Here is a 13,940-nt window from a genome sequence, read left to right as displayed (position 1 = left end):
ACATGATTTCATTGAATATTCATGTTCACAAATGGTTCTATACAGAGTTTGAATATTAAATTATAATGTGACAGTTTAAATCTACTTCCAAAACATCCCTACCAAATAAAGTTATTCATTACCTAATTATTAAACTATAATGGTTTCCATTAATATAGAGATAGAAGAAATGTATGAATTTTTAACTTCTTTTTGAGAAGCTGAGTCTACTCTTTTTTCTACATATGACTTCAAATCGTTGTGTAACCCCTGCATGCTACCTACACAGTATGTCTTGTTTTTCTATATATGATTTGCCACCTAGTTCAAAGCTTCTAAAGTATTATTTCACCACTAAAAATTCATTTCCTAGGCAATATAAAACAGCAGACTACAAGTTCTGCTGCTTTTCTTTAGAAGTTATTTCTCCACTTCTGATTATTCTTCTTATACTACTCTCAGAAAGATAATACTTTTTACATAACTCCTTAACACTATATCCCTGTTTATAACTCTCAAACACTTCTTCATTTCTAGCTTTTAAGGAATTTTTTGTTCCACTTTTTTCTCCCCAAGATTTCTCATTACCTTTTTTTCTAGGTATATACAAATATTCACCATCTATATAATTTTGAATAATTTCTATTACTGACTCTGGTAAAATATTTTCTGCTCTAACATATTTCATCACAACTGCTCTCCCTAGGTATCCTCAAAAAATAAATAAGTCAGTATCCTCGTCTATTTTGTGTTATACTGCGTCAACAGAACCTTTAGATAGCTCTGCTATCCGCAGAACCTGTTTTCTTGTCTGCACAAGCTTGCTTGTGAACGCAAAATATACTTCACACCTTTGACTTATTATTTGTTTTCGGATACCTTAATTCATTTTATTTTTATGAATTAGCTGCAAAGACCTCCATATGTTAAGCCCTTTTATCTACTTTATAATTTTATCTCTAAACAAAGTTGTAGACTTAACATTAAGATAGTCTTTGCTTAGAGCTTTGGTAATAAAATTTAAGGTTATTCATTTTTTCCACCTCCCATTTATCAAGGTATTATACATAAACAAGTAAAATCCTCTATTTATTATCCTTATTATTAATCTTATGCTAATGTGAAAATGTGCCACCTAAACGACCTAGGTAGCACATTCTATGTTATGGCATTTTCTCTTTTCTAAAATAATCCTCTGTATAGTTTTTCGTGATAAGTAATACTTCTCAGAAAGAGTTTGTGTGCACATTCCTTCTAAATAATCTTTATATATTTCAGTGTTTCTACTTAGCAACTCTTCTTTGCTTTTAGTAAGTTCACCCCATGCCATTTTATTTTCATCTTTCTTAGGTATATAAATGAATTCACCATCCACGTAGTTTTGAAGTATTTCTAATATCTCATCAGGGAAAATATCCCTAGCATTTGCATAGCTCATTTTATGCTCCTCCTAAATATAATTTTGCTTTAGGATTAGCAAAGGCTATTTTTGTACTTCTTATTTATTTATACTTATGCAATAGCCCCTGCTATGCATAACAAAAATCCATTGTCATAAAGCATTGCCCCTTTCTCAAATACCACTATACAAATTTTATCAAGTTTTCCACATAATTTCAATAACTGTTTGCAATTAGCATATAAAAGCCTATATTATGGCCTCTAAAACTTCTATATTGTCTACACCCTTTAAGAAATGTATCTCCATACCATGCCTAACTTTCATATTTAATGTGTTTTTATCATCATTAATAAATATTATTCCTTCTTTATGCATATTTTTTATTTTGCTTCTTGAAACTCCAAGTGCATCACTTAAAAGCTTATCTACCCTCACTTCTATTGGATACCTGCAAGTAACTTCAATAACCAGCTCATTTTCCTTTATATAACATGCCTCTGATTCTCTTTGAATTAGTTTGTAGTTTATATTATCTAAAATCACTTCAGCTTTATTTTTACTATATACACCTAAATTAAAGGCATATTCTCTTGCTAATTCCCTATCATTCGAAAGAAATTTTTCGTATTCATGCTTGTTAATACTATGGGGTTTTATTCTTTCATATATGGTCATATTCCAGGTTGATTTGCATTGCTCGCAGTTGTAAATCAACCAAATATCAAGGTTGTTTTTATTTGCATTTACTCTAAATTTTTCACTACTTATATAATTTGTTTTTTCATTACACTTAGGACAGTTCCTTTTTACAACCGGTAAATTTTCAGGAACTAATTCCCATTGATGTTTTTTTAAACAGCTCATTTTGCGCCTCCTAATATTACTTTTTAGGATTAGCAAAGGCTATTTCACTTCATTATTAACAATATCTTGAAAGCTTCAAAGGTGCCATCTATATAAGGCAACCCAAATCTGCTTCCAAAGTTACCCTACAAATTCCTTGTTCATTATTTAATAATGCAATAGCCTTTGCTATGCACTAAAGATATCTACCATCATATAAAATTCCTCCATTCCTTTTCCTAAATATATTTTATCATCTCTATATAAAGTACAAAACCTCATACTTATTTCATAAATAAGTATGAGGCCACAGCTCCATTCAATTCTTCACATATATAATTACTTTTTAGCAACAATTATTGTGGTATTTTCCATCCTCCAGTTCATTTTTACAACTTTAAAGCCAGCTTTGGTTAGAAGTTTTATTTGATTATCAATTGTACATGGGGTATCATAATGGTAAAATTCACCCTCAGGTATATTTTGTTCTTCTCGTATTCGTTTATTTTCACTGTAATAAAAATCTTCTTCTTCCTGACTTTCTACCATATAATCACACTCAATGTACTCTCCATTAGTTTTTAATGCATTAAAAACCTTTATATATAATTTTAGCTTATCTTCCTGTGAAAAATGGTGTAAGGTTTGAAAGGATACTGCTACATCATATTTTGAAATACCAAAATCATAATCAAAATAGCTTTCATTAATTAGTTTTAAATTTTTATTCGGATGTTTTTGTTTTAGTTTATCCAGCATTGCTTGGGTCAAATCTATCCCAGTTACATTAATTAAAGGTTTAATCTTGAATATCTCATCCAGCTCTAGCCCAGTGCCGCAACCTAAATCCAGTAATTCATTTACCTCTTTTGGCAAAAGTTCTGCCATTTTTATATATCCTTCTTTGCATCCTTCCACGGTTTTAATCATATGATCATCATAACCCTCAACACGAGCAGTAAAAAAGTCGCTCATTTGCTCTATTGCCATTTTCTCATCCCCCAACTACTATGATTTATATTATAAGCATACTTTTAAATTCATTTGCAAAACCTTGTACACCATTAATTTTATTCTTTTATTACTATATTACAAACTCATTAAGGGTTCCTTAAATATTTCCTTGTTCTATACATTTAACCCCATATAAATTAAGGGAAGCTACAAATAAGGTTAATTTGTAATATAGCTTATGCATGTGATAAAGCTGGAAATATTAGTTTTCTATTTTCTATGATTTCTAAATCTTTTCCTAGAATAAATAGTGTGCAATCCTCTTTGTAATATTCACTTATGTTATACCCAGCTGCATTATAAGGCGTAAATCCAAGAGTAACCCTTTTTATATCACTACCAAAAGAACTAATTACTAATTCAAGGTCAACTTTATGACTTGCTATTATTTGTTTAATAAAAAGATCTTCTCCCTCAACTTCTGCTAAAATATATGCATTCTCTTCAGGAAGGTAATAAACGGAATTACTCCATCTTGTCCAAAATGCAATTAAGCCTGAGTTCTTCATGGTGAACCTATCATTACTTATACTATTGTTTACAGCCTTGAAAAAAGCTTCCCATTTATCTCGATTATTCATATTCATCTGCTGTATCTTCTTTATATTATTTATTGAATAAATATCTTTGCTATACTGATATTCTTTACTTTTTATAAAGCCAAACTTAGGATAAAAATTTATGACGCTATGATTTCCAAATAAATATATTCCATCTGAGTTTTCTTTATACTCCTGAATTACCTTTTGCATAAGGTAACCACTGAGCCCCTGACCTCGATAATCTTTATCTGTCATAACTGTACCAATTTGAATATAATTTTTCTTTATACCATCTAATTCAAAACTCATTACACTAGCAGACACATTTGCTATAACCTTACCATTATCCACCAAAGAATGTGGAATATATTTTTCTCCCCAAAAACCATTAGAATACCACTGTTCAAAATTAAAGCCAAAAGTCTTTTCAGTTAATTCATTGAGACTTTTACGCATTTTATCATTATCTTTATAATCTTTCATATAAGTATATTTCATTGCTACCACCCTTAAGGCATCTTCAAAAATAAGTAATAATTATTTTCAGATACCTAAAATCATTATTATTACCCTTTAATAATAACATCCATACGATTCCTCGAACAACCTCTTACTTAATTCATAAATAAAAGTGAGTCACCCAATACAACTTAGGTAACTCACCTTTTAATATTATCTACTTTCAGGTTGCACTTCTTCAGCCAGTTTCCTACCTGTGTTCTAATAGATACATGAGGTCTCCCAAGGTAATAACGCAACCCTTCTTATTATGTATCTTCTAGTTTTACACCCTATACTTAAGGTTAGATTTCTCTCCTCCTGATCCACGTAAAAAACCCTCAAATAGAATACTATTTGAGGGTTGAAATATACACTAATTAAATTATGTTAAATTAGATAGATGTAATATTTTCAGCTTGAGGTCCTTTTGGTCCTTTAACAACATCAAAAGAAACCTTTTGACCTTCTTCAAGAGACTTATAACCTTCTGATTTTATTTGAGAAAAATGTGCAAATACATCATTTCCATCTTCTCCTGTAATAAATCCAAAACCTTTTTCTGAATTAAACCATTTTACTGTACCAGTCATATCACTGTACCTCCGAAATTTTATTATTTTTAAACTCATTAAACTAATTCACTAATAAAATTTCCATATCATCATACTATTATACATTTAAAGTACTAAACCGAAATATATTTTATTGAATTGTTAACTATAAATTTAAATACAAGTTAATACTAACATAGAATATTAGATAAAGCAAGTTTTTTATTTGTATATTTAACCATTTTCAAAAAATAAATAAATTAGTACCCTCCTCTATTTTGAGTTATACTACATTAACAGTTTCCTTATCTAACTCAAAATACCCTTCACAGCTTTGGCTTGTTATTTATTTTAAGATGCCTTATATAAATTGTTTGTATAATCCTAGTGGATAGTATATGATTAAAAGATATGTCAAATAGAAGGTTATAATTGAGCTTCCGTTGAGTGGGAGCAACAATTTAAAAATAGAACCCTATAGCAAGAGAGGTAGAAAATAATGAATTTTAATCAATTAGGAATCAGTGAAGATATAGTAAAAATATTAAAAAATAACGGTATCACCGAGCCAACACCAGTTCAAGCTGAAAGCATTAGTCTTATAAAAGCAGGACATGATGTTATAGTGGAGTCTCAAACTGGAACAGGAAAAACCCTGGCGTTTTTGCTTCCTATTTTTGAAAATATTTCACCTAAGGTGGATGCAGTTCAAGCCTTGATTTTAACTCCTACAAGAGAGCTTGCCCTTCAGATAACTGAGGAAGCTCTAAAGCTTAAGCAGGCTAAGGATATTAACATATTGGCTGCCTATGGTGGCAAGGATGTAGGGTCTCAGCTTAAAAAGCTAAAAACAGGTATCCATCTTATTATTGCAACCCCTGGAAGACTTCTTGATCATCTTGAAAGAAAATCCATAGATTTAAGTAAACTAAAAACATTTGTACTAGATGAAGCAGACCAGATGCTTTTAATGGGCTTTAAAAATGAGGTAGAGTCAATAATCAAACAAACTTCTAAAAAGCACCAAACCCTTTGTTTTTCTGCAACCTTAAATTCAGATGTTAAAAGATTGGCTTATAGATATATGAAAGAACCTTCAACAGTAACAATAAATAAAGAAGAAGTAACTCTTGAGGCTATTAAACAGCAGGTGGTAGAAACTACAGATAGAAGAAAACAAGACGCTCTATGCACTGTGCTAAATGAAGATAATCCATATATGGCTATAATCTTTTGTAGGACCAAAAGAAGAGCAGATGATTTAGAGGTAGCACTATATAAACGAGGCTACAACTGCGAAAAGCTACACAGCGACATACTTCAATCAAAACGTGAAAGAATAATGAAAGCCTTTAAAAAAGGTGATTTTCAATACTTAATAGCAACGGATGTGGCTTCTAGAGGCCTTGATATAAGCGGTGTGAGCCATATATATAACTATGACATACCTGAAAGCGTAGAAAGCTATATACATAGAATTGGAAGAACGGGAAGAGCTGGAGAGGAAGGCTACACCTGCCTATTCATTGACCCAAAAGACAGCTTTAGACTTGAAGAAATTGAAAAGGCTATTAAATTTAAAATACCAAGAAGGGAATTAGGTGAATAGAACTATGGCTACAACTAAAACCACTACTGGAAATTTCAACTACAATAATATAGAGAAAAAAGATAAAAATTTCATGTACAAAAATCTTGAGAGAAGCAACTGCTATAACTGCGACTTTACAGCCTCGATTTTTGATTTTGTAAGCTTTAGAGGAGCACATTTTAAATCAACTAAATTCTTTAAGTGTAGCTTTAAATATGCAGAATTTATTGGAACAAATTTAAAAGACAGTGATTTTCGAAATACAGTATTTGAAAATGCTATATTTGACTCAGTGAAGTTGGATGGTGCTAATTTCAAGGATGCCACCTTTATAAATACAATATTTTTATCAACTGATATAAGTAAAGCTAAAAAACTAACCGTAAACACTCCTGGCATCAGAATTTTTGAAGAAATGCCTAAATTGGAAATCAGTGATGAGTTAAGAGTTGCTATTTTAACAGCTATGGAAAACAAATATGTAAAGAAATCACGAGTTCTTGATACAAAAGACGGGGGCTTAAATACCTTAAATATTATGCTTCTATTAGAAAACTTTACTGAAGAAACAATAATTACAGGACTAAAGTTAATTGTTACAAAGGTTGATAGAGAATTTTACACCTTAAGTTATATAATAAAATTTTTGAAGAATATGTAGGAAATCTTGATAGCTCCAACCTGATACAAAGAACATCTCCAATGAAACTTTTTTCCATTTGAAGTTTTTATTATATTTATAAAAATAAGTAGTAAAATTACTGTAATTTTACTACTTATTACTTATTACCTATAACTTTCTTCTGTTCTCTCTGCAATATCATATTTGTTAAATTTACATAAAAATCTTGTTCTTCTTTAGTTTTTGATTTTTGAAATAACTTCATAATATCATTATAGGAATAGTTTAGAAAAATATCATATAAGTTAATCTCTTTATTTTCCATGTACAATATCTCCTGAAAAAACTATTTATATAGATGTTATATACCAAATTCACCAAATGATAAACCTAATCTATTTTAATTTTGGGTCCCCTTATATGATTCTGATTTCCTATAAAGCAAAAACTTCCTTCTTTTTTGATGGTTCAATTGGTAGCTACAAAGAATGCACTCTAAATTCCACTACTTAATTTCACCTTATTTAATCCTATATATATCCATTATCAACAACTTCACTTATAAAATCCTCTTCATCCTTTCCTAAATATGAATTATAATTATCATAGATATTTTCCATTAATAAAGATTCATCTTACTAATGATAGTCTCAATAAAACCTTAATTATGAGTGCACAAACTTGATTAGAATATATGGTTTAAAGGAAAGGAAGCTAAAATCTTGAGAGTTTATATTGCTATAGATTTTGAAAATAAGGTTAAGGATTATTTTGATAAAATAACCTGCTCTATAAAAAAACACTGCACTCATGGCAGTTTTACAACAAAAAATAATTTTCATATGACCATAAGATTTATAGGTGAAGCTGAGGATCTTCAAATTGATAAAATAAAGGAAGTGTTAGATAAGGTAGTATTAAAGGTAAATCCTTTTGAGTTACAGTTGAGTAACTTAGGTATTTTTACAAGAAAGAAGACAAATATTTTATGGATTGGAATAGAAGAAAACCCTATACTCTCTCAGCTTTATAGGGAACTTTCCACTCTATTAAAAGAAGCTAAGCTACCCTTTTATGATAAGGTTTTTATGCCCCATGTTACTTTGGGTCGCAGAATAGAATTACATCCAGATTCTATAGATCTTAATAACTTAATCCAGTATGAAAGAATTTCTATTCCAGTAAAAGCAATAACCCTAATGGCTAGCAAAGAAGAAAATGGAAAGCTAAATGGTGTGCCTATTTATAAAGTTAACCTAAAAGAATTAAACTAACTTTTAAAAGCTTCACCACTTTACTTTATGGATATACAGTTGTAAAAAGTAATGTAGAAAAGTTCCTTCAATTATCCTGAAGGAACTTCTCCATAAAATTAAATAATGAACAAGTTCATTTTGTTAACAACTTTGGAAGCAGATTTAGACTGCTTCCAAAGCAACTTATCTAGACTGAGCAACTGCCACTTTAGAAGATGGCAGACTTGAAGCTTCCAAAATGTTGTTAAAGGAACTTTTTTGATAGTAAAAACTTTAGATTATAGAATCCCCCTAGTCCTCTTCAGAGTTTGATGGATATTATAATAAAAAGCCTCTTATTATCCACAGAATTACTCTTTTACTGTTTCAATAATTTCTTTAATTGCATCTATTACAGCTTGTGGATTATCATTTTGAATCATGTGACTGGCATTTTTTATAGTAAGGTGCTTGCTTTTATCAGATAAGGTAGCTAAATCTTCTTGAAGCTTAGGCCACTCATTAATTATAGGATCCTGAATTTCCATAGCACTTTTATCTGCTGAAAGTACTATAATTGGTATGTTTCTTAGGGCATCCTTTTTTCTTACTTCTCTTACTTGCTCTGTGCTTTTTAGTAGATCTTCAAAAGTCCCTTCTGAAGATGAAAACTGTGCCTTCATAGCTTCATATTCTTCTGGTGCTTTACTTGTAAAGATATTAAGCATCTCTTCGTGGGAAGAATCAACAAAAACAATTCCTGCAACTTCATTTGGGTAAACATCTGCAAAGAGTCTTGCATTTAACCCTCCAATTGAGTGTGCCACTATTATATAAGGGCCCTTAGCTTTACAATTTTCTAAAAGTCCATGAAGTTCTTTTACTTGATTTAAAGCTGTTCTTTGCAATTTACTTTTATCACTACCACCTAGACCTGCTCTATCATAGGAAAAGGTTCTTGTAATCTTAGCAATTTCTGGTTGCACCCTTGCCCAATCACTATAACCTCCACCTAAACCTGATTCAAAAATCACTATAGGCTTTCCCTTTCCTTCAACCTTTACATTTAGCCCATAACCTCCAATGTCAATTTTTCCATTAACAGTCTTAGAAGCTTGTAGCGTTTTATTAAGCTTCATAACTCCAAACACACCAACTGTTATTAATAAAATTACAATAATTAAAATAATTGATAATTTTTTTCTTTTCATTAACCCATATCCCCCTTCTGGATTTATAAAGAAGCTGACTTAAAGTTTAACTAATGCATAAATATGTTCAACTTCCCTTAAAAGTTTTTAAAGATGCATGCCATAAGTTTTCTGATATCCCTTAACTAAAACATAGATATCTGCTCTTTACCTATAGTAAAGTCCGACATTTCTAAGGTTTCTTCACTTCCTGCTTTGAAGGATACATTTTCCTTATTTCTAAATTTATCAGAAATTACCTTAGCCACATATATCTTATCGAACTTATTGTAAACTGAGCTTCCTCCTATTCCTGAGAAACAAAGTAGCTGAATGTTATACTTTTCAGCTATTTGAAACATGGGTTCTAGCAGGTGCTCTGCGTTGGTTTTGGCAAAGGGGTTATCCATTATTATTACTTTCTTTTCTTCCTTGTTATCTATGTCCCCTTCTCTTTTTCTCATATAGGACATAAGGCTTGAAAGAAGTATAAACATGGATACAAACTTTTCTCCTCCAGAGTTTTGTGACAGCACATCCTTCCAGCTTTTTCTGGTAAGACCTGTTTTCTCAATTTTTTTAATTTCTACTCTGATTCTATTTAGATTTCCTATAAGCTTACTTAATAGCTCTGAACTTTCAATGTCGCTATCTAGTAAAGCTTTGTAATCTTCCATAGTTCCATAAAAGTTAACCTTATCTTTGATGTATTCCCTTAAGCCTTCCTCTTCTACTTCTTCTGGAAGGATTATTTGCAGTAGTCTTTCTGTTTTTCCTAAATGCTTAATAGTAGATTTCTTATCTATGGTTTTAAGCTCATCTAAAATATGTTTTGCATATCTTAAAATATCATTTATTACAACTTCTTCTTCAGCTTTAATATGGTTTAGTTCTAATTCTAGGGTACTGATTTTCCTTTGAACAGTGTCCAGGAAGTACTCTATTTCGTTGGAGCTTTCCAGCTTATTTTCTTTGTTCAGGTAGCTGAAAATCCTCTCCTTAATGAGTCTATTCTTATCCCTGTAGGTTTCATAAATTCTATTTATGTCCTTAACTATTTGAGCTTCTAAGCCTTGAAGTTCTTGTTTTAGAATGTTATAAGAGGCTATATACTCATAGACTATTTTGCTTGCTGCTTGTAGGTTTTCAAAGTTAAACTCCTTATAATCTTCCTCATTATAATTTCCTTTGTACTCTTCAAGCTTTTGTTTTAAAACTCTTAGTTTTTCTATTTCTTTAGTATATTCTTTTATTATAAAGTCATTTTGTCCTAAATCTTCTTTAATCTTTTTTTCTCGTCCTTTAAAGTTAGCATCCCTTATTTCTTCTTTGGGTAAAGGATTTTTATAGCCTAACTTCTCCATATTTTCCGCTTGAAAACTCTTATTACTTTCAATTATGCCTATGTTCTTATCTACCTTAGTTGTTTCTTCGTTTAAAGTTCTTAGCTCGCCTTCTAAGGCTTTGATTTTGCTTTTTACTACTTCTAAAGTTTCTTCTGAAAAACTTATTTTCTTGTACTCCTGACTTAAACCACCATCACTTATGATTCTCTTAAGTCTTGAGTTTTGCTTTTCTAAGTCCTTAAGTAGGGTTTCCTCGTCCTTTTTATCTCTCTTTTTATCTTCTCCTAGTTGTTTCTCACAGGATAAAAGTTTTCCCTCTAGGATGTTTTTTTCTTCCTTGATAACTACGCCTTCTTTAGCACTTTTGTATAGCTCTAACTTTGAAGCTGCATCTTTAATTGTCTTCTTAAAATTGTCTAGTTTAATTGCCATTTCTGTTAGTGAATTGTATAGGTCTTTGTTTTCCACCTTTAATTCTTCTTCTATTTTCTTAAAATTCTCCTGAAGTTTCTTAAGACTTTGAAGTTTAACTTTATTATCTTTAAAGTTACTATATTCTTTTTTAAAGTGGTTAAATTTATCCTTCTTTTCCTTAAGATAAACTAAACTTTTCTCAAGGTCACTGTGCTGTTTCTCTGCAGCCTTTGTTTTATTTTCGTTATTTACTAAGGCTTCACCCTTTGTTCTTGACTCTTCTTGAAGTTTTGAAATTCTTTCCTCTAAGGTCTTAATTTCTTCATCTAATATTTCATTTTCATTCCCAAGGTATGGGTATTCCCTTAAGGTTAAGCTATAGCCCTTATTTCTATCTATGGCTTTTTTAATATTTTGGATTTCTTCCTGTAGCTGGTTTTCCTCCCCTTTTAATCTATTTATTAATTGAATTCTTTTTTCTTCATCTATTAAAAGGTTGTTAAAAGCTAGTAAAAATTCTGCATTTTCAAGGGTTAGCACATCATGATTTTTTTCTACCTTTATGCTCTTATTTAAATAACTTTTATTTATTATAGGAATAGGAATAGAGGTGTACACCTCAAGGCTCTCACCTTTTAATAAGGTTATATCCTTGTTGCTTAAAAGGATTCCATAGGGAAAGAAGGGATTTTCCTTTATTAAAGCTTCCTTTTCTTCTTTGCTTCCCTTGTAATTTTGAAGCCAATTTAAAGCATACTCAAAGGAAATCCCCTTATTTTCAAAGGTTTCTAAAACCTCCTTAGGTAGCTGGATTAGCCCCGTTTCATACCTATGTATAGTGTCTTCTATATTTCTTAATTTCTTTTCCTCACCAGTGAGGGTTTCCTCTAGCTTAAGGGTTTCATTAATAATTAACTGTTTGAGTTTTTCTTTTTCTGCTGCTATATTTAGAGGAAGATTTTTAATCCTTAAAACCTCAATAATTCTACTACTTTCCTTATTAAAAGTGTTTAATTCATTTTTCTTAGAGCTTAGTTTTCCTTTGTTTAAGCTTAAATCTTCACTAATTTCCTCAATAGTTTTTCTTAGATTTTCTTTTTCAACTTCTAAGGTTAACTTCTCTTTTTTCAGCTCTTCTTCAGCCTTTAAATTATCACCTATATTATTTTCAATGGCTTCATTAAAGTCTTCTAGTTCCTTATCCTCATATTCCTTTAACAAAGGATTTCTTACTAAATCAAAATCCGCATATTTCATTATAAAATCTGATTCATAGGTTTCAAAGTTTTCTACAACACTCTCGGCCTTTGTAATTGCTATTAGGTTTTCTTCTTGTTTTAAGGACATTTCACTTTGTTGCTCTTCATTTTCCTTAAGACTCTTATTCAGCCTTTCTTTCTCCTCTAAAAGCTGAATTTCACTTTCCTTTAACTCCTGAACCTCTAATTCATAGATCCCTTTTAAGGAAAATTTATAGTTTCTTATGTTTTGAGCAATTTCAGAGTCATCTTTTTCATAGTTAGCTATTCTTTCTCTAACCTGTGCCAGCTCTGCTTCTTTATCTAAAATCTCCTCGTAAACCTCTGCCCCTTCTTGTACAAATTTCTCTTTAAGAAGTTCTTTTCTTTTTCCATCCTTATTATTAAATTTGTCCCTGAGCTGCTCTAGGTTTACTTCTAAAACTTCCTGTTCTTCTTGAAGTTTATAGTAATTTAAGGAATACTCTTCATAGGAAACTCTTTTTAGCTCTCCTTTTAATTCCTCAATAAGTTCTTCTAACTGAAGCCTTTCTCTGGATTTTTTTGAAAGCTCCCCTTCACAAGCATTATTAATATATGAAAGAGTTTTATATAAGCTATGTTTTTCTTCTTCCTTTAATCCTCCCTGTTTTAAAAGTTCTAATACCGGAGTTATTTCATAGGTAAATTGTTTTAAAACCTCTACCTGGTCAAAGGATTCCTTATTTTGTTTATAGTTTTCTATGTAAGCACTTAAATTTGTTTTAAGGGCTTCTATAATGTTTTTTTCTCCATTTATTTTACTTTCAATAAGAGGTACTATCACATTTCTTACAAGAGCTTCATCGGTTTTATGCTTATCATATAAATTGGAAAGTCCAGATTCATCATTGTTTATATTTCTTATAATATCTTCCCATTCCTTATAATTTAGTTTATAAGTTCTTAGCTCTTCAAAGTATTCACTTTTTTTACTGCTATCATTGAAGTTAAAATACTTAAAATTCAACTTCCCACTTTTGTATTTCTTTATTTTCTCTTCAGCTTCTGAAAACTTTAATATCCTCTTACCCTCTACAAAGGGTGCATTAATTAAGTCAAAATCACTTGTTATGGAATACCTATTTAAGAAGGTAAGAATTCTCAGCTTATTTTTATCTTCTTCGGAGTTATCCTTTTTAATTATCATTCCTACAAGAAGTTTTTCTCCATTTTCTAAAGCTATTTCATGGAGTATGTAAGTGGGTGCATTACCTGTAAAGTAATCCTCGAAGCTTCTTCCTGCCAGTTCTCTTTTATTTCTTATAAAAGGCTGAAGGAAGAATTGTATAAGCACAGTTTTGCCTATGCCGTTTTCCATGGAAAATAAGGTATTCCTACCTTGTCCATAATCAAAAATCTCATCATAAATGGTTCTTTTACCATCATTGTAATTTAAATTTATTATCCTAGTTTTATTTAACTTTGGCATG

General features: G+C 30.6%; 12 protein-coding genes. 3 read left to right on the top strand and 9 right to left on the bottom strand.

What is annotated here, in order from left to right; genetic code table 11:
• Positions 1-370: 370 nt before the first annotated feature.
• The 6 genes from C661_RS0116435 to C661_RS0116405 form a co-directional block, all read right to left on the bottom strand.
• A complete protein-coding gene (locus C661_RS0116435; RefSeq protein WP_017416443.1) occupies positions 371-667 on the bottom strand; it encodes a CD3324 family protein in 297 nt (98 codons plus the stop codon).
• Positions 668-1,123: 456 nt separating this feature from the next.
• Positions 1,124-1,417, bottom strand: coding sequence for a CD3324 family protein (locus C661_RS0116430; RefSeq protein ID WP_017416442.1), 294 nt, complete (start codon positions 1,415-1,417; stop codon positions 1,124-1,126).
• A 210-nt stretch (positions 1,418-1,627) separates the two neighbouring features.
• On the bottom strand, positions 1,628-2,245 hold the full coding sequence (locus C661_RS0116425) for a DUF1062 domain-containing protein (protein WP_017416441.1): 618 nt from the start codon (positions 2,243-2,245) through the stop codon (positions 1,628-1,630).
• A 318-nt stretch (positions 2,246-2,563) separates the two neighbouring features.
• Positions 2,564-3,214 carry a class I SAM-dependent methyltransferase gene (locus C661_RS0116415; protein ID WP_017416439.1) on the bottom strand — a complete coding sequence of 217 codons (651 nt, stop codon included), beginning with the start codon at positions 3,212-3,214 and terminating at the stop codon, positions 2,564-2,566.
• Positions 3,215-3,414: 200 nt separating this feature from the next.
• On the bottom strand, positions 3,415-4,263 hold the full coding sequence (locus tag C661_RS0116410) for a GNAT family N-acetyltransferase (RefSeq protein ID WP_242826009.1): 849 nt from the start codon (positions 4,261-4,263) through the stop codon (positions 3,415-3,417).
• Between the two features lie 410 nt (positions 4,264-4,673).
• Entirely contained in the window at positions 4,674-4,871 is a 198-nt protein-coding gene (locus tag C661_RS0116405; RefSeq protein WP_017416437.1) for a cold-shock protein, read from the bottom strand.
• Positions 4,872-5,331: 460 nt separating this feature from the next.
• Between C661_RS0116405 and C661_RS0116400 the strand changes: the two genes are divergently transcribed.
• Both C661_RS0116400 and C661_RS0116395 read left to right on the top strand, forming a co-directional pair.
• Positions 5,332-6,441, top strand: coding sequence for a DEAD/DEAH box helicase (locus C661_RS0116400; protein WP_017416436.1), 1,110 nt, complete (start codon positions 5,332-5,334; stop codon positions 6,439-6,441).
• Positions 6,442-6,445: 4 nt separating this feature from the next.
• The gene (locus C661_RS0116395) at positions 6,446-7,084 is read left to right on the top strand and encodes a pentapeptide repeat-containing protein (RefSeq protein ID WP_026051096.1); all 639 of its coding nucleotides are present in this window, start codon (positions 6,446-6,448) and stop codon (positions 7,082-7,084) included.
• Between the two features lie 118 nt (positions 7,085-7,202).
• Here the strand turns inward: C661_RS0116395 and C661_RS23390 are convergent, their stop codons facing one another.
• Positions 7,203-7,370, bottom strand: a complete 168-nt coding sequence (locus C661_RS23390; RefSeq protein ID WP_017416434.1) for a hypothetical protein — start codon at positions 7,368-7,370, stop codon at positions 7,203-7,205.
• 397 nt (positions 7,371-7,767) lie between these two features.
• Between C661_RS23390 and thpR the strand changes: the two genes are divergently transcribed.
• Positions 7,768-8,319 (top strand): RNA 2',3'-cyclic phosphodiesterase, encoded by a 552-nt coding sequence (gene thpR, locus C661_RS0116380; RefSeq protein WP_017416432.1) that lies wholly within the window; start codon positions 7,768-7,770, stop codon positions 8,317-8,319.
• A 332-nt stretch (positions 8,320-8,651) separates the two neighbouring features.
• Here thpR and C661_RS0116375 read toward each other — a convergent pair whose 3' ends face one another.
• Both C661_RS0116375 and C661_RS0116370 read right to left on the bottom strand, forming a co-directional pair.
• The gene (locus C661_RS0116375; RefSeq protein WP_017416431.1) at positions 8,652-9,491 is read right to left on the bottom strand and encodes an alpha/beta fold hydrolase; all 840 of its coding nucleotides are present in this window, start codon (positions 9,489-9,491) and stop codon (positions 8,652-8,654) included.
• Between the two features lie 125 nt (positions 9,492-9,616).
• The gene (locus C661_RS0116370) at positions 9,617-13,939 is read right to left on the bottom strand and encodes a coiled-coil domain-containing protein (RefSeq protein ID WP_017416430.1); all 4,323 of its coding nucleotides are present in this window, start codon (positions 13,937-13,939) and stop codon (positions 9,617-9,619) included.
• Between the last annotated feature and the right edge of the window lies 1 nt (position 13,940).

It is taken from the genome of Clostridium tunisiense TJ (genome assembly GCF_000300195.1).
GTDB classification, from domain to species: Bacteria; Bacillota; Clostridia; order Clostridiales; family Clostridiaceae; genus Clostridium_J; species Clostridium_J tunisiense.
The sequence above is the reverse complement of the archived record's forward strand: the minus strand, read 5'-3'. Positions and strand labels throughout refer to the sequence as shown.

What these genes read in the sequence shown, in the direction of transcription:
- C661_RS0116435 (WP_017416443.1), bottom strand. Translation starts at nt 667, where the DNA reads ATGAAATATGTTAGAGCAGAAAATATTTTACCAGAGTCAGTAATAGAA.
- C661_RS0116430 (WP_017416442.1), bottom strand. Translation starts at nt 1,417, where the DNA reads ATGAGCTATGCAAATGCTAGGGATATTTTCCCTGATGAGATATTAGAA.
- C661_RS0116425 (WP_017416441.1), bottom strand. Translation starts at nt 2,245, where the DNA reads ATGAGCTGTTTAAAAAAACATCAATGGGAATTAGTTCCTGAAAATTTA.
- C661_RS0116415 (WP_017416439.1), bottom strand. Translation starts at nt 3,214, where the DNA reads ATGGCAATAGAGCAAATGAGCGACTTTTTTACTGCTCGTGTTGAGGGT.
- C661_RS0116410 (WP_242826009.1), bottom strand. Translation starts at nt 4,263, where the DNA reads ATGAAAGATTATAAAGATAATGATAAAATGCGTAAAAGTCTCAATGAA.
- C661_RS0116405 (WP_017416437.1), bottom strand. Translation starts at nt 4,871, where the DNA reads ATGACTGGTACAGTAAAATGGTTTAATTCAGAAAAAGGTTTTGGATTT.
- C661_RS0116400 (WP_017416436.1), top strand. Translation starts at nt 5,332, where the DNA reads ATGAATTTTAATCAATTAGGAATCAGTGAAGATATAGTAAAAATATTA.
- C661_RS0116395 (WP_026051096.1), top strand. Translation starts at nt 6,446, where the DNA reads ATGGCTACAACTAAAACCACTACTGGAAATTTCAACTACAATAATATA.
- C661_RS23390 (WP_017416434.1), bottom strand. Translation starts at nt 7,370, where the DNA reads ATGGAAAATAAAGAGATTAACTTATATGATATTTTTCTAAACTATTCC.
- C661_RS0116375 (WP_017416431.1), bottom strand. Translation starts at nt 9,491, where the DNA reads ATGAAAAGAAAAAAATTATCAATTATTTTAATTATTGTAATTTTATTA.
- C661_RS0116370 (WP_017416430.1), bottom strand. Translation starts at nt 13,939, where the DNA reads ATGCCAAAGTTAAATAAAACTAGGATAATAAATTTAAATTACAATGAT.